Raw genomic sequence first — 22,274 nt, forward strand, 5'->3', positions numbered from 1 at the left:
TTCTTAGAAGAGGCACAAGGAGGAAGCAACATGACCGTTATCGAAGCATTAAAAAAGCGTAGAGCCATTCGAAATTACACAACACAACCAGTAGAGAAAGAAAAAATTGAGCAAATTTTACAAGCAGCCACCTATGCTCCGAATGACCGTATGCGTGAGCCTTGGCATTTTTATGTTATTCAAGATGAGGCAATGAAGCGTTATGAAGAAATGGCGAGTGCCTATTTACAAGAGCGTTTCCCCACAAAGCCGAACTTAGTGGAAAGCTCTTTAAAGGTTGTGCAAACAACGCCTGTAGCCATTGTTGTTACTGCAGACATTGTCGAAGGTGATACTGATGCGACAGAGGATAATGTTTTTGCCGTATGTAGTGCCATTATGTCCATGTGGCTCACTGCAGATGAGCTAGGTCTTGGTTTTGTTTGGCGTACACGTGGTGTTGGGCTCGTGCATGATTCACGTATGCATGCATTTATTGGTGCAAGTGCCTCTCAAAAAGTAGTCGGTACGATATTTATTGGCTATCCACAAGAGCAGGAGCAAAGCGACAAAAAGCGTACACCATTTGCAGAAAAGACAACATGGCTGTAAGGGGGCTACTCACATGGCAAGAAAAGGCTTGTTTTTAGTATATACAGGTGAAGGAAAGGGCAAAACAACGGCGTCTCTAGGTGTCACATTACGTGCAGTTGGCCGTGGCTTAAATGTGCGCTATATGCAGTTTATTAAATCACCTGAGCGTACGTACGGTGAGCAAATTGCCCTTCGCAAGTTAGGTGTGGAAATGGAGCAAATGGGTATCGGCTTTACATGGACAAAGACACCTGAAGAGCATCGTGCTGCCTTAGCTAAAGCATGGAAAAAAACGAAGGCCGCCCTGCAAGACGACAGTATTGATTTATTGGTGCTAGATGAATTAAACAATGCATTGGCTATCACCAAGTTTCCTATCGATGATGTCCTTCCACTAACAGAAGTCATAGAGGCGATCCAGCAACGTCCATCGACGATGCATTTGGTGGTCACAGGTCGAAGCGCGAACCCTGCCTTAACGGCAATGGCTGATTTAGTGTCAACCATCGACGCAACAAAGCATTACTATGATGAAGGCATCCCAGCGGTGAAAGGGCTAGAATTTTAAAGCCCTTCACCATTGCTGGGTGAAAAATATACGCGCGGAGTGGAGAGAAATACTCGCGCTTGCCCAAAGAATACTCGCGGAGCGAAGGGAAATACTCGCGCTTGCCCAAAGAATACTCGCGGAGCGAAGGGAAATACTCGCGCTTGTCTAAAGAATACTCGCGGAGCGGAGAGAAATACTCGTGCTTGCTCCGAGAATACTCCCGAAATGAAGGCAAACCCGCACAGCTCTAATACAATATACTGCGTTACACCAATAATGACGGAGGAAAGTGACTATGCCAGCTAAATCGATTATGATTCAAGGAACGGCTTCCGATGTTGGAAAAAGTATGATTTGTACGGCACTTTGTCGTATATTTTCGGATGATGGACTAAGTGTTGTCCCGTTTAAATCGCAAAATATGGCTCTTAATTCGTTTGTTACGAAGGATGGTGGCGAAATCGGCCGTGCACAAGGGGTGCAGGCAGAGGCAGCCCGTGTTATTGCGACGACTGATATGAATCCTATTCTGCTGAAACCGAAGCAAGATATGATGTCTGAGGTCATCGTCCATGGTAAGCATTTTTTAAATATGGATGCCAAAAGCTATCGCAATAATTTTGTGCAAGAGGCAATGCCAATCGTTGAAAAATCTGTCCGTACGCTACAAAATACATATGATGTCATTGTCCTAGAGGGGGCAGGTAGCCCAGCTGAAATTAACTTAAAGGATCGCGATATTGCTAATATGCGAATGGCACATTTAGCAGATGCAGCGGTAGTGCTTGTTGCTGATATAGATCGTGGTGGGGTCTTTGCCTCGATTGTTGGTACACTGGCGTTGCTAGATGATGAAGAGCGCGCCCGTGTTAAGGGATTAATCATCAATAAATTTAGAGGCATGCGTGAATTATTAGATGATGGTCTTGAATGGGTGGAAAGAGAAACAGGTATCCCGGTGCTTGGTGTGATTCCTTATGTCAATATCAATATTGAAGCAGAGGATTCCCTCGCATTATCGTCATTACGCTTTAAAAAGCCAAAACCAGGCGAATTTACTGTCGATGTAGCGATGATTCGTTTACCCCGTATTTCAAACTTCACTGATATTGATCCCTTTTTCGATGAGCCAGAAGTAGGTGTACGTTTAATTGGCAATGTCCATGAGCTAGGCACACCGGATTTGCTTATACTGCCAGGAACAAAAAGTACAATGGATGACTTAGCTTGGTTAAAAGCACAGGGCTTCGATCAAGCTATTACCCATTTACGTGAGCGCGGCACAAAAATTATTGGCATTTGCGGTGGTTTCCAAATGCTTGGTGAAACATTACTAGACCCTGAAGCAGTGGAGGGAAATGGTGAAGCTGCAAATGGTCTTGGGCTATTGCCAATGGAAACGATTTTTGTAGGCACTAAAAAAACGGTACAAATGACAGGAACAAGAGGGCAGGATACATTGACGGGCTATGAAATACATCTAGGACGTACGAAAATTTTACGTGATGAAGTATCACCTTTTCTACTGCTAGAGGATGGTCGAGAAGATGGCGCAGTGAGTCATGATGAGCAAGTGATTGGTACGTATTTTCATGGCGTGTTCCATAATCGCACCTTTACTCGTCAGCTTGTCAATGAAATACGAGTGAAAAAAGGGTTAATGGCTTTACCGAATGATGTAAAAAGTGATGCAGAACGAAGAGAGGACGCCTATAATATGTTAGCCGACCATGTTCGAGCAAATCTGGATATGAAAAAAATATATGAAATTTTATCTTTAGAGGTATCTATATGACAAGAAAAGGACCATTAGCCATTAATTATGAGGCATTATGGCAGGAGGGCATGAAAGACTGGCATGGAATGATGCCGGAGCGCATGGTCAATGATCAGTTAGAGGAGCAATTTTGGGCTCAATCCGTTGCACGTAAAAAAATAGGACAAACTGATCCTTATGCCCAACGCATTTTTCAGGAGCTTCAAAAAAGTATTGAGCCACAGCATTCTGTATTAGAAATTGGGCCAGGATGGGGTAATTATACGTTTCCATTGGCTGAGCGAGTGGACAAGCTAACCTGTGTGGATAGCTCTGAAAGCATGCTGCATTACTTACAACAGTGTATGCCTCATCAGGAGCATGTTTCATATGTTCATGCGAAATGGGAAAGTCTAGAAAGTGATGAAATTGAGCCACATGATATCGTTTTGGGCGTGAATTGTTTTTATCGGATGTATGAAATTAAAGCCGCCTTATCCCATATGAATCGGCTTGCGAAAAAGCGTGCTATCATTGGCATGACGACAGGTCCTATTCAGCCTCACTATGAGCGGTTATATGAAAAGTATGGCTATGATATTAAGTTTCCTCGTAGAGATTATATAGAATTTTTAAATCTACTGTATGAGATGAATATTTATGCGGATTGTCAAATTATCCCTTTGGAACGTGTCTATGAATATGAAAGCTATGAACAGCTTGTTACAACGCAAAGTAAAAAAATTTTAACGGCAAATGTCCAGCAAGCACATGTGGAAGAAGCTCTCTCACCTTTTATTGAAGAAAAAGAGGGACGCTATTATTATCGTCATGACTTTCATGCAGCCCTTGTCTCATGGCAACCAAAATAAAAGAGAAACCTTTGGAGAAATCTGTTCACCAAGGGTTTTTCTTATTGGGTATGTTAAGGTACAATAAAACGATAGAAACAAGAAGTGAGGTGGCATATGTGCAACTACATTTTTTAGGGACAGGCGCAGGCATGCCTTCAAAAGAGCGAAATACGAGTGCATTGATGATCAAGTTATTAGATGAAGTGAGCGAAATGTGGCTATTTGACTGTGGGGAGGCTACACAACATCAAATCCTACACACATCGTTAAAGCCCCGTAAAGTAACAAAAATTTTTATTACACATTTACATGGCGACCATATTTTTGGATTGCCAGGGTTTTTAAGCTCTCGTTCCTTTCAAGGAGGGGATGAGCCTTTAACGATCTTTGGTCCCCCAGGTTTACAGCAATGGATTGAACAAACATTAGCCTTATCTAAAACCCATTTAACGTATCCACTGTATTTTATAGAAGTGCAAGAAGGGATTATTTTTGAGGATACTCATTTTACAATTTATGCACAGGAATTGCGCCATGTTGTACCATGCTATGGGTATCGTATTGAACAAAAGGATTTACCTGGTGAATTATTAATCGACAAGGCACAGGCACTTGGTGTTCCTAAAGGCCCTTTGCTTGGTCAATTAAAAAATGGTTACGATGTCGTGCTTGAAAATGGGCATGTGATTCAAGCAAAAGACGTTGTTGCCCCCTCAAAAAAGGGCTTCACACTGACGATTTTGGGCGATACGAAATATTGCGAAGAGGCCATTCAATTATCAAGGGATGCTGACATCATTGTACATGAAGCGACCTTTGATGGGACACTGACTGCTTTAGCAGCCAGCTATGGTCATGCTACCAATGTGGAAGCAGCAAAAGTCGCACAGCAAGCTGGCGCAGACTACTTGCTTTTAAATCATTTAAGTGCCCGTTTTCTTCCACAGGATTTACCACAATTTTTGGCAGAAGCACAGGCAATTTTCCCCCAAACATTACTGACATCCGATCAAGCCATTTTTACTTGGCAAAATAATAAATTAATCTAAACTAATTTAAAAAACATCTATTGATTGACATGCAACTAATAGATGTTTTTTATATATAGTTCTTACTATCACTATTTTCAGTTCGACTCATGGAATGTTTGTTACTAGCCAAGGAGAAAGATATTTGCTCAGAAGGCTATACATCAAGCGGAAAATATGAAAAGCATAACTACATTGATCAACCAATTAAATACAACAGTAGAAAAACGCCAACGATTTGCAGGTAAATATAGCGTTTAAAAGGAAAAATATAGTACAATCGATCCTTCACTTCCCGTATAATTGAAAAAAGGGGTGTGGTTTAATTGAATCAACAAAAGATGCCGCCAGCACTATTGCGATTAATTGTTATTTTTCCAAATGTGCTGAGCTATTTATTACTATTCGGATTAATTATTTTTGTCATCTCGAATTATGAAACGCTAAAAGCAACAAATAATTTAACCGTTTGGATTATTTTTATTATCGTATTAGCACCTGCTGCTGCTTACACGACTTTTAGTATTGTGAAGAAAATTCGGGCAGGTCATATGTAGCTCATCCGTGTTGTTATTAGAATGTATTCTAGTAACAACATATTTTTTTTGACAAACTGGGCCCTATCATCTATATTTTTGTTAGTCATTACTAACATTTTGGAGGCGTGTACAATGAAAAAAGGCACAAAAGATAAAATTCTTGATGCAGCAACAAGTCTAATGACAGAAAGGGGCTATTCGAATGTTTCGGTAAAAGATATTGCTGCCACTGCTGGTGTTAGTGAAATGACTGTCTTCCGTCATTTTGAAACAAAACTAGGAATTCTTCATGCTGTCCTGCAAAGCCACTCATATATCCCATACTTTGAACATTTATTTGCACAAGATTTATCCGGAAACTTAGAGAATGATTTAAAGCAAATTGCTAACACATATCTAGCCTTTATGGAAAAAAATAAACCAATTTTTCTCATTACTACACAAGATAGAAGTATGCTACCAGGGTTAATGGATACAATTTCGGATAACCAAACTAAACAATTACTAAGCTTACTGGCCGTTTATTTTCAATCTCAAATTGAACAAGGAAAGATGAAGGAAATAGATACAAACGGACAAGCCATTGTTTTTTTAACGAGCCTGTTTGGTTTTTTTGTTTCCAATGCGCTATGGGACCAACATTTTCTAAAAGATCAACAAGAAATTTTTATTCAACATTTAGTTGCTACTTTTGTGAGCGGAGTCTGTGTTTAATGGTTCACTCACATAGTTTGCATATATTTTTTAAGTAAGATGTTAGTTATCACTAACTAACATACTATTTAGGGGGAAGTTTCATGAACGAAAAAAGAAATGTCATAGTAGCAATTCTACTATCTGCAGCATTTGTGTCTATTCTCAATCAAACATTATTACTCATAGCTATGCCACCAATTATGAACGATTTCAAGATTGATGCTAATTTAGCACAATGGCTCACGACAGTATATTTATTAACGAATGGTATTCTCATACCTATTACAGCTTTTCTGATTGGTCGTTTTTCCAATCGATTACTGTTAATAGTGGCTCTCACTTTATTTAGTATGGGTACATTTTTAGGCGCCTTTGCCCCAACCTTTACGGTTTTACTTATGGCTCGAGTTATTCAAGCGGCTGGAGCAGGGGTGATCATGCCCTTAATGCAAACGATTTTATTAACGATGTATCCAAAAGAAAAGCGAGGTTCCATTATGGGGCTAGCTGGCCTTGTAACAGGTTTTGCACCAGCAATAGGCCCAACATTATCAGGCTGGATTTTAGAACATTTTACATGGCGACATCTGTTTTTTACTGTCTTACCCGTTTCAGTTATTGTTTTGACTGTGGCCACGATTTTTATGAAAAATGTCACGACAAAAAAAGAAGGGCAGCTAGATGCTCTTTCTATCGTCTATTCTTCTTTAGGTTGGGGTGGCCTGTTATATGGTTTCAGCATCGCAGGAGCTGTTGGATTTCAATCAATGCCAGTACTTGCATCATTAATGGTAGGAGGAATTACGCTGTTTCTATTTATTAGACGTCAGCTTCAATTGCCTAAACCAATGCTTGAATTTCGTGTATTTCAATCCTCCATGTTCTCTATTACAACTTTTTTATCGAGTTTAGTTTATGCCCTCATGATTGGTACACAAATACTTATCACATTTTATATTCAAAATGTACGGCAGCTGTCGGCACTCGAAACAGGGCTGGTTTTATTGATAGGTGCGCTTGTAATGGGTATATTGTCGCCAGTGACAGGGAAGATTTTCGATAAAGTGGGTGGAAAAGGCTTAGCACTGGTAGGGTTCACCAGTATCTTAATTGGTTCAGGTGCTTTCATAGCATTATCAATGCATACAAAACTTTGGCTACTGGCATGTCTCTTTACGATGATTTCCTTTGGGATTTCAATGATTATGATGCCGCTGACAACCGCTGGCATGAATGCCTTACCTACCCATTTGATGGCACATGCGACAGCGATGAATAGTACATTGCGTATGGTCGGTGGTGCATTAGTAACGGCATTACTTGTAACCATCATGAGTACGGTAACTACTTTACAGCAAGAAATGGGTGTTGCTGATGCTATGCTAAATGGCATTCGCACAGCGTTTATTGTCACAACGATTTTAAGTGCTGTGGGACTACTACTGTCTTTATATATGAAGAAGAAGCCAAATGCCAAATAGCCACCATCTCCATGACGCATAAAAATAGTTTATCGAGAGAAACTAATGGAAGAAGAAGCTTCACAATTTTAGAAAAGAGAGGTGCTTTTTATGAATCCAATAAATTGTGATTTTTCACCAATGAAAGAAACATTAAAAGATGAGCTTCTCCAAGTGATTATGTCCTTACAGCAAAGTGTGCAAGAAATGGATACAGATGCAAATTGTCTCCTTGGCAATTTTGAGAAAATTAAAGAGAGATTTATGACAATTGAAATGAAAGCCGCGACGTTTTATTTAAATTGTTATCTTTCCCCGTTTACAGAAAAGTATCCGGAATTATCACATAGTGTGCAAAATATGTCGTTGAGAAGACATGGTGGTTTAATTGTCATCCAACGACAGGATTCGTTAGTGAATTTGATGCAGCCTGGTATTCATATTGGGGCAGATTTAACGCATTCCTTATTAGAATCCATTTTCTTTCCAGGTAATCCATTACATGATGGAGCGGTACTCGTCAATCAAAATCAAATTGAATCGGCAGCGAATGTACTGCCATTATCAGACCGTCAGACTGGTGAAAAAAAATTAGGAACAAGACATCGTGCAGCGTTAGGATTAAGTGAAGTAAGTGATGCACTTGTGATGGTCGTCTCAGAAGAAACAGGTAGGATTTCTTTTGCTTTTCAGGGAAATTTATACCCGATTACATCACCTGGCATCATATAGGGACTCTCCTCTGTAAAACAATATCTCAAATTCGAGATATTGTTCTTGCAATGTTATCACTTGCGTGGTAAAGTGATAACTGAAGGGAGGATGAAGTCATGAGAAATCATACATTAGGCACATTAACATGGATTCGTATGATGCGCTTTACAACGCAAAGTAACCAGTTATCGAATGAATTTTTAAAGCGTTTCGATTTAACAACGGCACAATTCGATGTGTTAATCCAAATCCAAACGTATGCACCGATCACTCAATCTCAATTAGCAGAGAAAGTAACAGTTACACAAGGTGGCATGTCTCGCATGCTTGCCCGACTTGAAAAAGAGGGACTAATCGAGCGTAAACAAAATTGGAAGACCAAAGCTATCTCATTGACGGCAAAAGGGGAGCAAATGATTGATGCAGCAACACCAAGTCAACTTCACTTCCAATCCTCATTTTTTGAAGAAGTATTATCAGATGAAGAAATAAAATCTTTATATAAAGTGATGACAAAGCTTGAAAAGCATAGCCGAGAAAAAAAATTGCCGCCCGTGTAATTTTTTTTACAACATCACTTGCTTAGTCAAGTGAAAAAGGAGGAACAGTAGGATGAATAAATTAAATGGACACCATCATATATCCATGCTAACGAAAAATGGCAAACAGAATAATCATTTTTATACAACTATTTTAGGGTTACGACGTGTGAAAAAAACAGTGAATCAAGACTCACCATCTATGTATCACTTATTTTATGGTGACTTAACTGGAGCAGCTGGTACAGAATTAACATTTTTTGAAATGCCCGTTGCAGGACGTACAGTGCGGGGCACGAATGCTATTACTCGTATTGGCTTACTTGTACCTAGCTCCGAAAGCTTACTATATTGGAAAGAACGCTTTCAACAGCTAGAGGTAGAACATAGCGATATCACTACTTATGCAGGCAAAGAGGCTTTGTTTTTTGAAGATCATGAGGGATTACGAATGGTGCTGTTAAATCATCAGGGGCATGATACGCCTGCACAATGGCAAGCATGGGATGGCAATGATATACCGGAGGAACATCGTATTTTAGGTATGGGGACTGTTGAAATTACTGTACGCTATTTACAAAGAACCGTGAATTTACTACAAGATTTATTTCACTATACAGTTGTTGCAGAAACGGACAAAGAAACGATTCTGCAATCGATAGAAGGAGAAGTGCTTGGAGAAATTGTCGTCAAAGAATTAGAAGGGCCAAGCGAGAAACCTGGTAAAGGCAGTATTCACCATCTTGCATTACGTGTAGCAACGGTCGAGGAATTACAGGAATGGGATACGAAAATTAAGGCACAGGGTTTGGATAGTACAGGTGTCGTCGATCGTTATTATTTCCAAAGTCTTTATTTCAGAGATCGCAACGGTATTTTATTTGAAATGGCGACAGAGGGTCCAGGGTTTACTGTGGATTCAGCAGTCGAAGATCTTGGAAAAGAGCTAGACCTTCCACCCTTTTTAGAAAAGAAACGTGCAGAAATTGAAGCCATTTTAGAACCACTAGAATAAGGAGAGATGAAACATGATGGAAAAATATCGTATCGATCATTCAAAAGGATTGGAATTTGGGCTGTACTCTTTAGGGGATCATATTCCAAACCCATTAACAGGCGAACGTATTTCTGCTCAGCAACGACTAAAAGAGCTAGTAGAGGCTAGTCAATTGGCTGAACAAGCAGGCATTGATGTATTCGGTATTGGTGAGAGTCATCAATCGTACTTTACAACACAGGCACATACAGTCGTGTTAGGGGCTATTGCACAGGCAACGTCCACTATTAAATTATCTAGCTCAGCAACTGTATTAAGTGTTTCAGATCCAGTACGTATCTATGAGGATTTTGCCACAATTGATTTAATATCAGATGGTCGAGCAGAAATTGTAGCGGGACGTGGGTCACGTGTAGGAGCTTACCAATTGCTAGGTATTGATTTACAGGACTATGAAGAAATTTTTGAGGAAAAATTAGAGCTACTTATGAAAATCAATGACGAGGAGCTGGTGACATGGGGAGGGCAATTTCGAGCACCACTTCACCATGCACAAATTTTACCACAGCCCAAAAACGGCTCCTTACCGATTTGGCGAGCAGTTGGTGGTCCACCTGCCAGCGCTATAAAAGCAGGATATATGGGAATTCCGATGATGCTTACAACATTAGGTGGACCTGCTATCAATTTTAAACCATCTGTTGATGCCTATCGAGAAGCGGCAGAACGCAAAGGTTTTGACCCAAATGAATTACCTATTGCCACAACAAGCTTGTTTTATGTAGCAGATACAACAAAAGAGGCATTGCAAGGCATGTATCCACATTTAAATGGTGGTTTCCAAGCCATTCGTGGCGGAGGTTATCCAAAGCAACAATTTGCTCAAGCACCCGATACACGTGATGCTTTAATGGTTGGCAGTAAAGAGCAAATTATTGAAAAACTACTTTATCAGTACGAGCTATATGGCATGCAACGCTTTATGGCACAAATCGATTTTGGTGGCGTACCATTCGATAAAATTATGAAAAATATTGAAATCATCGGTCAGGATATTATTCCAGCGATGAAAAAATATACAGAAAAATAAGGAGTGGCTCATCATGAAAATTGTCGCGCTTGCAGGTTCTATTGTCGGCTCTAAAACAAGAACAGCAACACAGAAAATAGTTGAGATGTTACAAGAAAAATATCCACAGCATGAAGTAACATTACTGGATCTTGCTGACTATCAACTAGTTTTTAGTGATGGACGTAATTACTTCGACTACGAAGGCGATACAAAATATGTAACAGAAACCATTATGGCTGCAGATGCAATTGTTATTGGGACGCCAACATTCCAAGCATCGATTCCAGCGACATTAAAAAATATCTTTGACCTTTTACCTGTCAATGCCTTCCACGATAAAGTCATCAGTGTCATTGTGACAGCGGGTACATCCAAGCATTATTTAATGGTGGAACAGCAACTAAAGCCGATACTAGCTTATATGAAAGCACACATCGTTCCGACCTATGTATTTATAGAAGAAAAGGATTTTTTACGCAAAGAAATTGTTAACGATGATGTCCTTTTCCGACTAGCACGGTTAGCAGAGGATACAGTCATGGTAGCAGATGCCTTTGCAGAAATTCGGGCAAAAAAAGATGCAGAATATGATTTTTAAAGATTAATAGATGAAACGCTGTGTAAATAGTCTGACACAGCGTTTCTTTTTGCGTCTAAGCTAACTATTTGACCATTCAAACCATCGTGCATGCCCATCTGGACGCGGCATTGTACGTATGGATATGATAGTACCTTGATCTATAAAATCTTGATGAAGTTTTGTATCAAATAAATTGTTATAGCTATGATAAAGAGGCCTCCCCATGCTAATTTCTTTTAATTGCTCTATTAATTTATGACGTAATTCAATGGGGATTTGATTTGCGACATGTGTATGATAAATCACTAACATCGCCTCTTGCTCAATTATTCGACTAAGCTTTTTAATCAGTTGAATCGCATCCCCTTCTATTAACTGAATATCTAATTGATTGATGATGGGGAGGGCCTGTTGGAATAATATTCTACGTTCATGATGCTAATAAATAATGAACTGCTGCCAACAATAAATTGGGCGCAGGCTGATCCTGTGGGATTGAGGAGGCAATGTCTAACAAATCTTCATCATTGGCAATTTTAGTAGCTAAATGTTCATAAAGGGGGCTTGAGCCTTGACATTCCTGTTGAGCAAACATCTGAAATTGACGACTTAATATAGTGTGCGGCATATGATTCTCTCCTTTTTACATACATAATCAAGTTCATCATCAGTCTATTCTTATTGTATAATTTAGTAAATTAAATATATTTAATAAATTTAATTAATATTTTTAATCACTGAGGTGAAATTTTGGAATATAAATGGTTACAATCTTTTATCGTCGCAGCCCAGACTTGTAATTTTCGTACAGCAGCGGAACAACTTCATTTATCTCAACCAAGTATTACGGTTCATATTCAGCAGTTAGAGGAATTTCTGCATGTACAATTATTTAAGCGCGAAAAAAATCGTGTGCAATTAACAGACGCTGGAAAGCTTTTTCAAGTAGAGGCACAGCAAATGGTCAATCAGTGGGAACAAAGCATTGAACGTATTCGATTAGCAAGTAAAGGTATTCAAGAAAAAATCATTATGGCTATGACCCCGTTAATGGTTGAAACGATTCTGCCGCATGTGATCTATCAATTTATCAATGACAATCCTTCACTTGAGATATCAATTTTAGTAGAGGATTCAGCTAAAATAGAGGATTTAGTCAATCAAGATCAAGCTCATATTGGTATTTCATTATTACCAACACGTTATCGACATTGGCATCAAGAGCTGCTGATTGATAGTCCATTAGAGTTAGTAATCCCCCTAGATGCCTATGATGATGAAACAGGCACTTATATTGATTATGAGGAGTTATTTCAAACGTATACTTTATTTACGCATCATCATCCAACAATTTGGGGAGAGCTATTACGTAAATTAAGAGAAACATATATTTTAACGAAGCAAGTATCCATTTCTCAATCTTATGTGGTAAAAAGGCTAATAAAGGATGGGTTGGGGATGTCGTTTTTACCTCGTATGATTGTGAGAAAAGAACGGATGGAGGGACGGTTTAATATAGTTCCTTTTGAAGATTTCCCATTACCGAGTGTACCCGTATACCTCTTTTATAAGGAATCTACACAAGTACCAGATGGATTATTAGATTTATTGCAAACAAGAAATTATTTATAATTCACAAGATGGTCAAAAATGATTTTGAAATGATGCTGTTCAGTGTAAGGGTTTTCATAGACTTTGTCGAATTGTGGTATGATCGTTTTTAAAGAGTAGGAGGTCAATAAACATGGTATTTTCTCTATTTAAAAAAAAGAAAGAACAACAGCAGCTAAAAAATAGAGTGGAGTTTTGTATCACTAATTTATCACTTGGTGCGGCAGATGCGTATGATGAATTAGTAGAACGGGATGATATTGAGATAGAGGAATCTGGTTGTACATCTCACTGTGAAATCTGTGAGCAAAGTATTTTTGCGCTAGTTAATGGAGAAGTCGTGACAGCAGAGGACGCAGAGACATTGGTGCAGGCTATTGATGAAGAATTAAAACAAAACCCACTTTTCTAATGAAAAAACAGCTTGCGGGATAACAAGCTGTTTTTTTACTGCAAATCAATTTACCAACCGCGCACGTATTGTACGGGAGGTTGTACTTCTTCGCCTAATTCTTTAGCCGCATGAAGTGGCCAATAAGGGTCTCGTAATAAAACGCGTGCTAAGAAAATTAAATCTGCGCGATTATTTTGGAGAATTTCTTCCGCTTGAACAGCTGTTGTAATAAGTCCAACTGCGCCAGTAGGGATGTTTGCCCCATGCTTAATGGCCTCTGCATGCGATACTTGATAGCCTGGAAAGACATGAATAGCTGCTGGTACAACACCGCCTGTTGATACATCAACCAAATCAACACCTTGAGATTTCATCCAGCGACTAAAAACAATAAAATCTTCCATTGTTGTGCCATCTTCAGCGTAATCTTCTGCAGATACACGTACCAATAATGGCCCATCCCACACACTGCGAATCGCATCGATAACTTGACGAAGGATACGATAACGGTTTTCCTGTGAACCACCGTATTGATCTTGACGTTTATTTGTCGCAGGTGATAAAAACTCGCTAATTAAATAGCCGTGTGCCCCATGAATCTCGAGCACATCAAAGCCAGCCTTTGTGGCACGAACAGCTGCTTGTTTAAACGCTTCTATTACATAAAGAATGTCCTCTTCTGTCATTTCTATTGGTGTTTTATAGTCTGAGCTAAAGGCAATAGCTGATGGAGCAAAAATTTCGCCATCCACCGTTGCTTTGCGACCAGCATGTGCAAGCTGGATGCCTGTTTTAGCGCCGTAAGCCTTCATCCCTTCAACTAGTTGACTTAATCCTTCAATATGTGCATCATCCCAAATGCCTAAATCTTTATTGGAGATGCGGCCTTCTGGCACAACACCAGTAGCTTCCAAGATGATTAACCCAACTTGACCAGCTGCTCGTGTCGCATAATGGACTAAATGAAAAGGTGTCACCATGCCATCGTCTTGCGCTGAATACATGCACATAGGTGCCATAACAATGCGATTTTTTAAGGAAATGGATTGTAATGCATATGGTTCGAATAATTTACTCAAAATAAAGCCCCCTAATTCCTAGTGATACACTCTATTTTGCACATAATATTAACCATTTGCAAGTGAACGAGATCGAGCTTCCGCTTCTTTAATACATGCTTCGATGGCTTCATTAAATTGATATTGCTCTAGTGCCTGAATACCAGCCTCCGTCGTACCGCCAGGGCTCGTTACTTTTTTCCGCAAAACATCCGGCTCATCTACCGATTGCTTGAGCATTTCAGCAGTACCTGCCAGTGTTTGAGTCATTAGTAATCGTACAGTATCTTTAGAAAGACCAACTTTTGTTCCTACTCTTTCAAAGGCTTCCATTAAATAATAAATATACGCAGGACCACTACCAGAAAGGGCTGTAACTGCATGTAATTGATCCTCATCGACTTCAATAACGGAGCCGACAGCCTCTAATAACTGGAGGAAAAGAATACGCTGTGCCGCCGACACCTCATTATTGAATGCTATCCCACTTGCTGACATACCGATTGTGGCAGATGTGTTAGGCATCACCCGTGCAATTGGACGACTTCCTAAAAATTTAGTAATCGTCTCAATAGCAATACCGGCTAGAATCGACAGAACGGCAGAGTGCGTTGTCATTTTAGGTTTTAGATCGCGCATGGCTGCAACAGCATCCTTTGGCTTCATTGCTAAAATGATAAGATCTGCCTGTTGATAAATGGCTTGATCAAACAGGCACTGGACTCCATATGTTTCGTGTAAGAACTGTAAACGTTCTTTGTCAGAGCGATTGGTGACATAGATTTCCTGTGGTGTAAACACCTTTTGTTTTATCCAGCCCTGCATCAATGCTTCTGCCATTGAGCCTGCACCGATAAATACTATTTTTTTCATAAACAAAACCTCCAGTTCAAAATAAAAAAGCGCTCTCGTCCTTATCTTGAAGGACGAAAACGCTCTCGTTTCCGCGGTACCACCTTTGTTTGCCAATTGTTGGCACAACTCTTAGCCCTCTTATCGCAAGGGAAACGGTTATGTTTGCATAACTGCTCAGAAGTAGGTTCGGTAATGGGAGCGGGTGATGTTACTCTCAGCAAATGTAACACTCTCTAACACCTTCACCAGTTACGTACTCGGCTTCTTCAACGCACAAAAATAATTAGATTATTCAAAATTATAGTGAGGAATTAGCAAACTGTCAACAGGAGGATGACGAAAACAGAAAAAACTTGTAAAATAGAATGAATCAGTATTCACTAGCTCGTAAAAAGGGGGAGACAACTTTGTCTATAGTCAAAATAGAAATTCCAACACCCTATGAAGTAGGAGATGTCAATGCATTTATTGTAAAGGGCGATGCACTCAGCATTTTTGATGTTGGACCAAAAACGATGGAAGCCTATGATGCTTTGAAATGGGGAATTCGAGCAGCTGGCTTTGACATGCGAGATATTGAACAGGTTGTGTTAACCCACCATCATCCTGACCATGCAGGATGGGTCGATGCCTTTCCACATGCAGAAATTTTGGGGCATGCCTATAATGATAAATGGCTTCGTCATGATGAAGCGTTTTTAAGCTATCACAAGCAATTTTACAGTGAGCGTTTATTAGAGCATGGGGTACCACAAGAATATATTACAAAAAGTGTACATGTTCGTCGTGAATTAGAGCTTGTGGGTGAGCGCCCATTGACACAAATTTTGGTGGATGGAGACGAAGTGCCCGGTCATCCAGGATTAAAGGCAATAGAAACATTAGGTCATGCACAAAGCCATTTTATTTTCTGGGATGAAAAAACGCATCATGTTATTGGGGGCGATTTATTACTCGAAAAAATAACGCCCAATCCATTAATCGAGCCACCATTAGATCGTACATTAGGACGTCCAAAATCCTTACTGCAATACAATGAATCACTCGAAATTCTACGCCAATTACCCATCAAAATGATGCATACAGGGCATGGGGCCGATTTAGAGGATATTCCTTCTTTAATTGATAAACGATTAGAGCGCCAGCATCAGCAATCATTGAAAGTTAATGAGTTGCTAGGTGACGATCAATTAACGGTTGTACAAGTAACAAAACGCTTGTATCCAGCCATATTCCAGCATCAGCTAGGATTAACCTTGTCCAAAACACTAGGGCATTTAGATTATTTAGAAGCCAATGATTATATTAAATCAACGAAGACCGAAGCAGGTATCTATTTATTTCAAAGGAAGTAGGTTTACACATGAATAAATATAAAAAGACGATCTTCGTGACAGGTGCAACAAGTGGTGTAGGTTTAAAAACGACAGAATTACTTGTAGCTCAAGGGCATACAGTTTATGCCACGGGTCGTAATGCTGTTGCACTAAAGGTGCTAGAACGTTTAGGAGCTCACGTTATCCAAGCTGATTTAACCAATTTACATACACTCGATGATGTTTGTTCACAGCTCCCACCCATTGATGTGGCGATTCTTTCAGCAGGTGTAGGGAAATTTGCTGTAGCCCCCGCTTTAAAGGATGTGGATATTGCTCAAATGATTGAATTGAATGTAAGTGTACCGATTTACCTTGCCAAACGATTAGCTTCTGCAATGATGGCACAACAGCATGGTCATCTAATTTTTATTGGGTCACAGGCAGGAAAGGTAGCAACACCGAAAGCGAGTGTTTATGCTGCTACCAAGCATGCCATTGTCGGTTTCACGAATGGACTTCGTATGGAGTTAGCTCCATACAATGTGAAAGTAACCGCCATCCACCCAGGTCCCATTGATACACCATTTTTAGATAAGGCAAATGATGCAGGTGGCTACAGAGAGTCCTTAGGAAGATTTTTATTATCCGCAGAAGAAGTGGCACAAGCTACAGTTCAAACAATTGACCGTCCAGTTCGTGAGGTAAATTTACCAAGGATCATGGGATTATCGAGTAAATTATATGCACTCGCACCTGCAACCATTGAATTTCTAGGCAAATCATTTTTCAATAAAAAATAGCAATAATCAGACTGTCGCCATGCTCCCTATGTATGGCGACAGTTTTTTTCATACTTACCTGAAATTGTTGATATAGTAGGGAAGATGAAGCTAAAAAAGGAGAATACAATGTACACTATTGGACAAGTTGCTAAATTTTTAGGCATTTCTAGAGATACGATAAAATTTTACGAAGAAAAGGGATTGGTAAAGCCTCAGCAAAATAAAGGAAATGGCTACAGAAGCTATACCCATTTTGATATCTATGACCTAACAACGGTCAATTTTTATCGAGAAATTGATTTGGAAATCAAAATAATACAGGAATTAAGAAGAGGCAAGAGTATCGAGGGCATTCGCTCATTATTAGAAGAAAAAGAGCAGGGAATGTTGGAGGAGATTGCCTATAAAAAACGACAATTAAAAAAGTTACAAAGGGTCAAGGAAGATTGCGAAAAAATTAAGCAATGTTTAGGAACATACAGTATAAAAGAAATGAAACCACTAGAGATAATGGGAGAAATAGATCATTATACCGCTTATGATGAATATGACATTCTAAAAGAAAACACCGATAATTTTAAAAAAGCAGTGGTCCTTACATCATTAAGAAGAGTAATACGGTTTAATGATGAAGGGATACTAGAAGAACAATTTATAATTACCAGAAAAGTTGAAGATGATGACAAGGCAATAGCTGGGGAAATTCGAGCCTATCCAAAATGTCTTTATACAATCATTGAAGATGGTAGATGGTCTACAGGTGGTAAAAATACGGACGATCAAGTGGAAGCCAGTATGAGAAAAGTAGCCGAGGAAATGGGCTATGAGCTGTTAGGGCTTGTGTATATCAATCTACTGCTAGTTACGTATGAAGAAGGGCTGGAACGTATTTTTTTAGAAATGTATGTGCCAATAAAGTAAAAATAGAGATAGATGATTGACCTGTGAGCAACCCCCAGGTTTATGCTGAAGTTCAGTGCAATGAAATGGGGGATCAACATGAATAGAAATAAGAAGCTAAAAAGACCTGTAGCGAGTTTTATTGTCTTAACCAATGTCATTTTTTGGCCGCTTTTTTGTCTTGTAGGAGCTGTCAAGCTGTTAGGGTTTCCAACGTGGGTTTTCGATGTAATACGCTGTCTATCAGCATGGTCATCAACCTTTGCCTTCGCTATATTATTTCCGAAAATATATCCTGGACAGAGCTTTCTACACTTTGTGAAACAAAAATTTAAGAATAGGTTGAACGGATCGGTGATTTTTTCAGTGCTGACGATTCAAGTCGTCATTTTTATTATTATTTTGAGTCTAGTTATGAATAATCATCAAACAGATTCTATTTTTACAATCTCTTCTTGGGTTATACTGAGCTATTACTTTTTTAGAAATCTTTTATCAGGACCATTAGGTGAAGAATTGGGATGGAGGGGTTTTGCCCTGCTGGAGCTTCAAAAGAAGTATTCCGCATTAGTCGCCTCTATCATCATCGGGTTTTGGTGGGGGCTATGGCATTTACCGATATGGCTTACGACTGGCTTTATGGGCATGGATTTACTCCAATATAGTGGCTTCTTTATGATAGCCATCATAGCGACGAGTATTATTATGGCAGGATTTTATAACATCAATCAGAATTTAATCATCCCCATCATCATTCACCAATTCTTTAATTTTTTTATTGGTTTAGTGAACGGGCATCTCGTTGATTTAATGATGTATAATGCCATTTTATATTCAGTAGCCGCCCTGTTATTGATCATCATTAATCCAAAGAATGCATTGTACAAGACAAAATCAATTAAATCGTGAAAAAAAAATCCCGTTTTCTACGGGGTTCTTTTTTATTGATACATTTATATAGTATACATTTATATAGTATACATTTATGCCTTTAGTGAAAAAACGCTTATTCGAGTAAATATTCATACTTTCTCCAATGATTTGATGGATTGGTTGACGTTCGCTTAACTAGTAAAATAAATGTCTATGAATTTATAAAAATACACTTGTATTTATTTTTATAACATGATACTATTCGTGTATAAACTTTTAAATGAATGTATAAAAATACATATAGATAGAGCAATGGAGGCGCATTTTTAATGGCAAATAAAAAAGTTGTATTAGCTTACTCAGGCGGACTTGATACTTCGGTAGCAATTCCATGGTTAAAAGAACAGGGTTGGGATGTAATCGCGGTATGCCTTGACGTTGGTGAAGGGAAAGACCTTGAATTCGTAAAAAATAAAGCTCTTCAAGTAGGAGCTATTGAATCTTATATGGTAGATGCAAAGGATGAATTTGCTGAAAATTATGCATTAATTTCATTACAAGCCCATACTTGGTATGAACAAAAATATCCATTAGTATCAGCACTTTCTCGCCCACTAATCTCAAAAAAATTAGTAGAGATTGCGAACCAGGTCGGTGCGGATGCCGTTGCACATGGTTGCACAGGAAAAGGTAATGACCAAGTTCGTTTTGAAGTGTCTATTAAAGCATTAAATCCTGATCTAGAAGTATTAGCACCAGTACGTGAATGGGGCTGGAGTCGTGACGAGGAAATTGAATATGCGATGAAACATAATGTACCAATTCCAGCAACATTGGATTCACCATTTTCAATTGACCAAAATTTATGGGGACGTGCCAATGAAGCAGGAATTATGGAAGATCCATGGGTATCTCCACCAGAGGAAGCTTACGGCTTAACTGTTTCTGTTGAAAATGCACCAAATGAAGCAGAATATGTGGAGATCGAGTTTATAGCTGGTAAACCAGTAGCATTAAACGGAAAAGAAATGAAGCTAGCAGATTTAATTCAAGAATTAAACGCAGTAGCAGGTGCGCATGGTGTAGGACGTATCGACCATGTAGAAAATCGTCTCGTTGGTATTAAATCACGTGAGGTTTATGAAATCCCAGGAGCAAAAGTGCTGTTAACAGCGCATAAAGAGCTTGAAGATTTAACACTTGTAAAAGAATTAGCACACTTCAAGCCAGTGATTGAGAAAAAATTATCTGAATTAATTTACGATGGGTTATGGTTCTCGCCATTACGTGATGCACTTGAAGCATTCCTTGCGCAATCACAACAATATGTAAATGGTACAGTACGTGTGAAACTGTTCAAGGGGCATGCGATTGTAGAAGGACGTAAATCACCAAATTCACTATACAATGAAAAGCTAGCAACATACTCGAAGGAAGATCAATTCAATCACGCTTCCGCTGTAGGCTTTATCGAGTTATGGGGTCTACCAACCGTAGTGAACTCATCTGTTAATAAAAAATAATATTTAACAAGCGAGGTGTGGGAAGGCATTATGCTTTCACTACACCTTTCAATAAGAAATAAAGGAAAAGGTGAGCTGACATGACAAAACTTTGGGGTGGACGTTTCCAAAAATCAGCAGAAGCGTGGGTAGACGAATTTGGGGCATCCATTGGCTTTGATCAGCAACTTGTGCTAGAGGACCTTGAAGGTAGTGTTGCACATGTCACAATGCTTGGTACAACAGGAATTTTACCTGTAGCTGACGTAGAGGCCATACTAGGTGGTCTTGCCCAATTAAAAGAAAAGGCAATCGCAGGTGAGCTTGAATTTAGCGTTGCCAATGAAGATATACACTTAAATTTAGAAAAGATGCTGATTGATTTAATTGGTCCTGTTGGTGGCAAGCTACATACAGGTCGTAGCCGTAATGACCAGGTCGCGACGGATATGCATCTTTTCTTGAAAAAGCGTGTGCAGGAAGCAATTGATTTAATCGTGACGTTTCAACAAACATTAGTAGAGAAGGCTCAAGAACATATTGAAACGATTGCGCCTGGTTACACACATTTACAACGTGCCCAGCCAATATCCTTTGCGCATCATTTAATGGCGTACTTTTGGATGCTAGAGCGTGATAAACAACGCTTTACAGAATCCATCAAGCGCATTGATATTTTGCCATTAGGGGCAGGGGCTATGGCGGGAACGACTTTCCCAATCGACCGCTTAAAATCCGCAGAATTACTTGGCTTTAGTGAGGTATATGCCAACTCTATGGACGCTGTGAGTGATCGTGATTTTATTGTGGAATTTTTAAGTAATGCATCCTTGTTAATGGCACATTTATCACGCTTTGCAGAGGAAATTATTATTTGGTCTACAGATGAATTTAAATTTATTGAATTGGATGATGCCTTCTCTACAGGTTCTTCCATTATGCCACAAAAGAAAAATCCTGATATGGCAGAGCTCATTCGTGGGAAAACAGGGCGCGTTTACGGGAATCTAATGGGCTTATTAACCGTGTTAAAGGGCACACCTTTAACGTATAACAAAGATATGCAGGAGGATAAAGAAGGCATGTTCGATACTGTGCATACCATTCTTGGTTCACTGAAAATCTTTGAAGGCATGATTCGTACAATGACCGTCAATACTGAACGTTTGCATCAAGCTGTCCATGCTGATTTTTCAAATGCAACAGAGCTAGCAGATTATCTTGCGACAAAAGGTATGCCATTCCGTGAGGCACATGAGGTGACAGGGAAGCTTGTTTTCACATGTATTCAAAAGGGGATTTACTTATTAAATTTACCGCTGGAAGAAATGCAGCAGGAAAGTGCACTAATTGAAGCAGATATTTATGATGTGTTAGCGCCAGAAGCGGCTGTTCGACGCCGTCATTCCTTAGGTGGAACCGGCTTCGAACAAGTGAAGATCCAAATTGACAAAGCAAAAGCCTGTCTTGTAAAACATTAATTGTTGCGTGCATGTCCTTGTGACTTTTGCATAGATATTCATTAAAGCTGTCCAGTGAGGCACTATGAAAACCTATATCCTTTTTCAACTAAGCCAGAGGGTGACGTGAAAAAGAGACCCTTACATACGTGAAGGACAATC

At 39.3% G+C, this 22,274-nt stretch carries 25 protein-coding genes; 21 read left to right on the forward strand and 4 right to left on the reverse strand.

The genetic code is table 11. The features are described from left to right. The first annotated feature begins 30 nt into the window (after positions 1-30). From MHI34_RS16630 to MHI34_RS16690, 13 genes are all read left to right on the forward strand, one after another. Positions 31-591: a nitroreductase gene (locus tag MHI34_RS16630; RefSeq protein ID WP_036120059.1), complete on the forward strand. Its 561-nt coding sequence runs from the start codon at positions 31-33 to the stop codon at positions 589-591. 13 nt (positions 592-604) lie between these two features. Then, entirely contained in the window at positions 605-1,141 is a 537-nt protein-coding gene (locus MHI34_RS16635; protein ID WP_058844520.1) for a cob(I)yrinic acid a,c-diamide adenosyltransferase, read from the forward strand. 277 nt (positions 1,142-1,418) lie between these two features. Continuing rightward, positions 1,419-2,918: a cobyric acid synthase gene (locus tag MHI34_RS16640; protein ID WP_036120068.1), complete on the forward strand. Its 1,500-nt coding sequence runs from the start codon at positions 1,419-1,421 to the stop codon at positions 2,916-2,918. Then, the gene (locus MHI34_RS16645; RefSeq protein ID WP_036120072.1) at positions 2,915-3,751 is read left to right on the forward strand and encodes a class I SAM-dependent methyltransferase; all 837 of its coding nucleotides are present in this window, start codon (positions 2,915-2,917) and stop codon (positions 3,749-3,751) included. Before MHI34_RS16640 ends, MHI34_RS16645 begins: the two co-directional genes overlap by 4 nt. A gap of 98 nt (positions 3,752-3,849) precedes the next feature. Beyond that, on the forward strand, positions 3,850-4,782 hold the full coding sequence (gene rnz, locus MHI34_RS16650) for a ribonuclease Z (RefSeq protein WP_036120075.1): 933 nt from the start codon (positions 3,850-3,852) through the stop codon (positions 4,780-4,782). A 305-nt stretch (positions 4,783-5,087) separates the two neighbouring features. After that, positions 5,088-5,318, forward strand: a complete 231-nt coding sequence (locus MHI34_RS16655) for a hypothetical protein (RefSeq protein WP_036120078.1) — start codon at positions 5,088-5,090, stop codon at positions 5,316-5,318. A gap of 114 nt (positions 5,319-5,432) precedes the next feature. Then, on the forward strand, positions 5,433-6,014 hold the full coding sequence (locus tag MHI34_RS16660; RefSeq protein WP_036120081.1) for a TetR/AcrR family transcriptional regulator: 582 nt from the start codon (positions 5,433-5,435) through the stop codon (positions 6,012-6,014). 83 nt (positions 6,015-6,097) lie between these two features. Continuing rightward, positions 6,098-7,477 (forward strand): MDR family MFS transporter, encoded by a 1,380-nt coding sequence (locus MHI34_RS16665; protein ID WP_036120084.1) that lies wholly within the window; start codon positions 6,098-6,100, stop codon positions 7,475-7,477. A gap of 90 nt (positions 7,478-7,567) precedes the next feature. After that, a complete protein-coding gene (gene cdaS / locus MHI34_RS16670) occupies positions 7,568-8,188 on the forward strand; it encodes a sporulation-specific diadenylate cyclase CdaS (protein ID WP_036120087.1) in 621 nt (206 codons plus the stop codon). Between the two features lie 98 nt (positions 8,189-8,286). Continuing rightward, the gene (locus MHI34_RS16675; RefSeq protein WP_036120090.1) at positions 8,287-8,730 is read left to right on the forward strand and encodes a MarR family transcriptional regulator; all 444 of its coding nucleotides are present in this window, start codon (positions 8,287-8,289) and stop codon (positions 8,728-8,730) included. 52 nt (positions 8,731-8,782) lie between these two features. Further along, positions 8,783-9,724: a ring-cleaving dioxygenase gene (locus MHI34_RS16680; protein ID WP_036120093.1), complete on the forward strand. Its 942-nt coding sequence runs from the start codon at positions 8,783-8,785 to the stop codon at positions 9,722-9,724. Between the two features lie 16 nt (positions 9,725-9,740). After that, a complete protein-coding gene (locus MHI34_RS16685) occupies positions 9,741-10,796 on the forward strand; it encodes an LLM class flavin-dependent oxidoreductase (RefSeq protein WP_342504477.1) in 1,056 nt (351 codons plus the stop codon). A 13-nt stretch (positions 10,797-10,809) separates the two neighbouring features. Beyond that, positions 10,810-11,376: an NADPH-dependent FMN reductase gene (locus MHI34_RS16690; protein WP_342503677.1), complete on the forward strand. Its 567-nt coding sequence runs from the start codon at positions 10,810-10,812 to the stop codon at positions 11,374-11,376. A gap of 60 nt (positions 11,377-11,436) precedes the next feature. Here the strand turns inward: MHI34_RS16690 and MHI34_RS16695 are convergent, their stop codons facing one another. Then, positions 11,437-11,781 (reverse strand): DUF2332 family protein, encoded by a 345-nt coding sequence (locus MHI34_RS16695; protein WP_342504478.1) that lies wholly within the window; start codon positions 11,779-11,781, stop codon positions 11,437-11,439. A gap of 7 nt (positions 11,782-11,788) precedes the next feature. Next, complete coding sequence (locus tag MHI34_RS16700; RefSeq protein WP_342503678.1) at positions 11,789-11,986, reverse strand: DUF2332 family protein; 198 nt, start codon at positions 11,984-11,986, stop codon at positions 11,789-11,791. Positions 11,987-12,108: 122 nt separating this feature from the next. Here MHI34_RS16700 and MHI34_RS16705 point away from each other — a divergent pair, with 122 nt between their 5' ends. Continuing rightward, entirely contained in the window at positions 12,109-12,990 is an 882-nt protein-coding gene (locus tag MHI34_RS16705; protein ID WP_338651410.1) for a LysR family transcriptional regulator, read from the forward strand. A 112-nt stretch (positions 12,991-13,102) separates the two neighbouring features. Next, positions 13,103-13,381, forward strand: a complete 279-nt coding sequence (locus MHI34_RS16710; protein WP_080717045.1) for a DUF1450 domain-containing protein — start codon at positions 13,103-13,105, stop codon at positions 13,379-13,381. Between the two features lie 50 nt (positions 13,382-13,431). Here MHI34_RS16710 and namA read toward each other — a convergent pair whose 3' ends face one another. Both namA and proC read right to left on the reverse strand, forming a co-directional pair. Then, positions 13,432-14,442, reverse strand: coding sequence for an NADPH dehydrogenase NamA (gene namA / locus MHI34_RS16715; RefSeq protein WP_340809179.1), 1,011 nt, complete (start codon positions 14,440-14,442; stop codon positions 13,432-13,434). A gap of 48 nt (positions 14,443-14,490) precedes the next feature. After that, positions 14,491-15,294 (reverse strand): pyrroline-5-carboxylate reductase, encoded by an 804-nt coding sequence (gene proC / locus MHI34_RS16720; protein ID WP_101966769.1) that lies wholly within the window; start codon positions 15,292-15,294, stop codon positions 14,491-14,493. A gap of 347 nt (positions 15,295-15,641) precedes the next feature. Between proC and MHI34_RS16725 the strand changes: the two genes are divergently transcribed. The 6 genes from MHI34_RS16725 to argH all read left to right on the forward strand — a co-directional run bounded on the left by MHI34_RS16725 (position 15,642) and on the right by argH (position 22,133). Beyond that, positions 15,642-16,631, forward strand: coding sequence for an MBL fold metallo-hydrolase (locus MHI34_RS16725; protein WP_342503679.1), 990 nt, complete (start codon positions 15,642-15,644; stop codon positions 16,629-16,631). An 8-nt stretch (positions 16,632-16,639) separates the two neighbouring features. Further along, the gene (locus MHI34_RS16730) at positions 16,640-17,395 is read left to right on the forward strand and encodes an SDR family NAD(P)-dependent oxidoreductase (protein WP_058844530.1); all 756 of its coding nucleotides are present in this window, start codon (positions 16,640-16,642) and stop codon (positions 17,393-17,395) included. A 108-nt stretch (positions 17,396-17,503) separates the two neighbouring features. Then, positions 17,504-18,298, forward strand: a complete 795-nt coding sequence (locus MHI34_RS16735) for a MerR family transcriptional regulator (protein WP_058844531.1) — start codon at positions 17,504-17,506, stop codon at positions 18,296-18,298. Between the two features lie 78 nt (positions 18,299-18,376). Next, complete coding sequence (locus MHI34_RS16740) at positions 18,377-19,186, forward strand: type II CAAX endopeptidase family protein (RefSeq protein ID WP_036120119.1); 810 nt, start codon at positions 18,377-18,379, stop codon at positions 19,184-19,186. A 293-nt stretch (positions 19,187-19,479) separates the two neighbouring features. After that, positions 19,480-20,673: an argininosuccinate synthase gene (locus MHI34_RS16745; protein WP_058844532.1), complete on the forward strand. Its 1,194-nt coding sequence runs from the start codon at positions 19,480-19,482 to the stop codon at positions 20,671-20,673. Between the two features lie 80 nt (positions 20,674-20,753). Then, positions 20,754-22,133 carry an argininosuccinate lyase gene (argH, locus tag MHI34_RS16750; RefSeq protein ID WP_342503680.1) on the forward strand — a complete coding sequence of 460 codons (1,380 nt, stop codon included), beginning with the start codon at positions 20,754-20,756 and terminating at the stop codon, positions 22,131-22,133. Positions 22,134-22,274 lie beyond the last annotated feature (141 nt).

The organism is Lysinibacillus sp. FSL L8-0126, assembly GCF_038630385.1.
Lineage (GTDB): Bacteria > Bacillota > Bacilli > Bacillales_A > Planococcaceae > Lysinibacillus > Lysinibacillus fusiformis_D.

What these genes read in the sequence shown, in the direction of transcription:
- MHI34_RS16630 (WP_036120059.1), top strand. Translation starts at nt 31, where the DNA reads ATGACCGTTATCGAAGCATTAAAAAAGCGTAGAGCCATTCGAAATTAC.
- MHI34_RS16635 (WP_058844520.1), top strand. Translation starts at nt 605, where the DNA reads ATGGCAAGAAAAGGCTTGTTTTTAGTATATACAGGTGAAGGAAAGGGC.
- MHI34_RS16640 (WP_036120068.1), top strand. Translation starts at nt 1,419, where the DNA reads ATGCCAGCTAAATCGATTATGATTCAAGGAACGGCTTCCGATGTTGGA.
- MHI34_RS16645 (WP_036120072.1), top strand. Translation starts at nt 2,915, where the DNA reads ATGACAAGAAAAGGACCATTAGCCATTAATTATGAGGCATTATGGCAG.
- MHI34_RS16660 (WP_036120081.1), top strand. Translation starts at nt 5,433, where the DNA reads ATGAAAAAAGGCACAAAAGATAAAATTCTTGATGCAGCAACAAGTCTA.
- MHI34_RS16665 (WP_036120084.1), top strand. Translation starts at nt 6,098, where the DNA reads ATGAACGAAAAAAGAAATGTCATAGTAGCAATTCTACTATCTGCAGCA.
- cdaS (WP_036120087.1), top strand. Translation starts at nt 7,568, where the DNA reads ATGAATCCAATAAATTGTGATTTTTCACCAATGAAAGAAACATTAAAA.
- MHI34_RS16675 (WP_036120090.1), top strand. Translation starts at nt 8,287, where the DNA reads ATGAGAAATCATACATTAGGCACATTAACATGGATTCGTATGATGCGC.
- MHI34_RS16680 (WP_036120093.1), top strand. Translation starts at nt 8,783, where the DNA reads ATGAATAAATTAAATGGACACCATCATATATCCATGCTAACGAAAAAT.
- MHI34_RS16685 (WP_342504477.1), top strand. Translation starts at nt 9,741, where the DNA reads ATGGAAAAATATCGTATCGATCATTCAAAAGGATTGGAATTTGGGCTG.
- MHI34_RS16690 (WP_342503677.1), top strand. Translation starts at nt 10,810, where the DNA reads ATGAAAATTGTCGCGCTTGCAGGTTCTATTGTCGGCTCTAAAACAAGA.
- MHI34_RS16700 (WP_342503678.1), bottom strand. Translation starts at nt 11,986, where the DNA reads ATGCCGCACACTATATTAAGTCGTCAATTTCAGATGTTTGCTCAACAG.
- MHI34_RS16710 (WP_080717045.1), top strand. Translation starts at nt 13,103, where the DNA reads ATGGTATTTTCTCTATTTAAAAAAAAGAAAGAACAACAGCAGCTAAAA.
- proC (WP_101966769.1), bottom strand. Translation starts at nt 15,294, where the DNA reads ATGAAAAAAATAGTATTTATCGGTGCAGGCTCAATGGCAGAAGCATTG.
- MHI34_RS16725 (WP_342503679.1), top strand. Translation starts at nt 15,642, where the DNA reads ATGAATCAGTATTCACTAGCTCGTAAAAAGGGGGAGACAACTTTGTCT.
- MHI34_RS16730 (WP_058844530.1), top strand. Translation starts at nt 16,640, where the DNA reads ATGAATAAATATAAAAAGACGATCTTCGTGACAGGTGCAACAAGTGGT.
- MHI34_RS16735 (WP_058844531.1), top strand. Translation starts at nt 17,504, where the DNA reads ATGTACACTATTGGACAAGTTGCTAAATTTTTAGGCATTTCTAGAGAT.
- MHI34_RS16740 (WP_036120119.1), top strand. Translation starts at nt 18,377, where the DNA reads ATGAATAGAAATAAGAAGCTAAAAAGACCTGTAGCGAGTTTTATTGTC.
- MHI34_RS16745 (WP_058844532.1), top strand. Translation starts at nt 19,480, where the DNA reads ATGGCAAATAAAAAAGTTGTATTAGCTTACTCAGGCGGACTTGATACT.
- argH (WP_342503680.1), top strand. Translation starts at nt 20,754, where the DNA reads ATGACAAAACTTTGGGGTGGACGTTTCCAAAAATCAGCAGAAGCGTGG.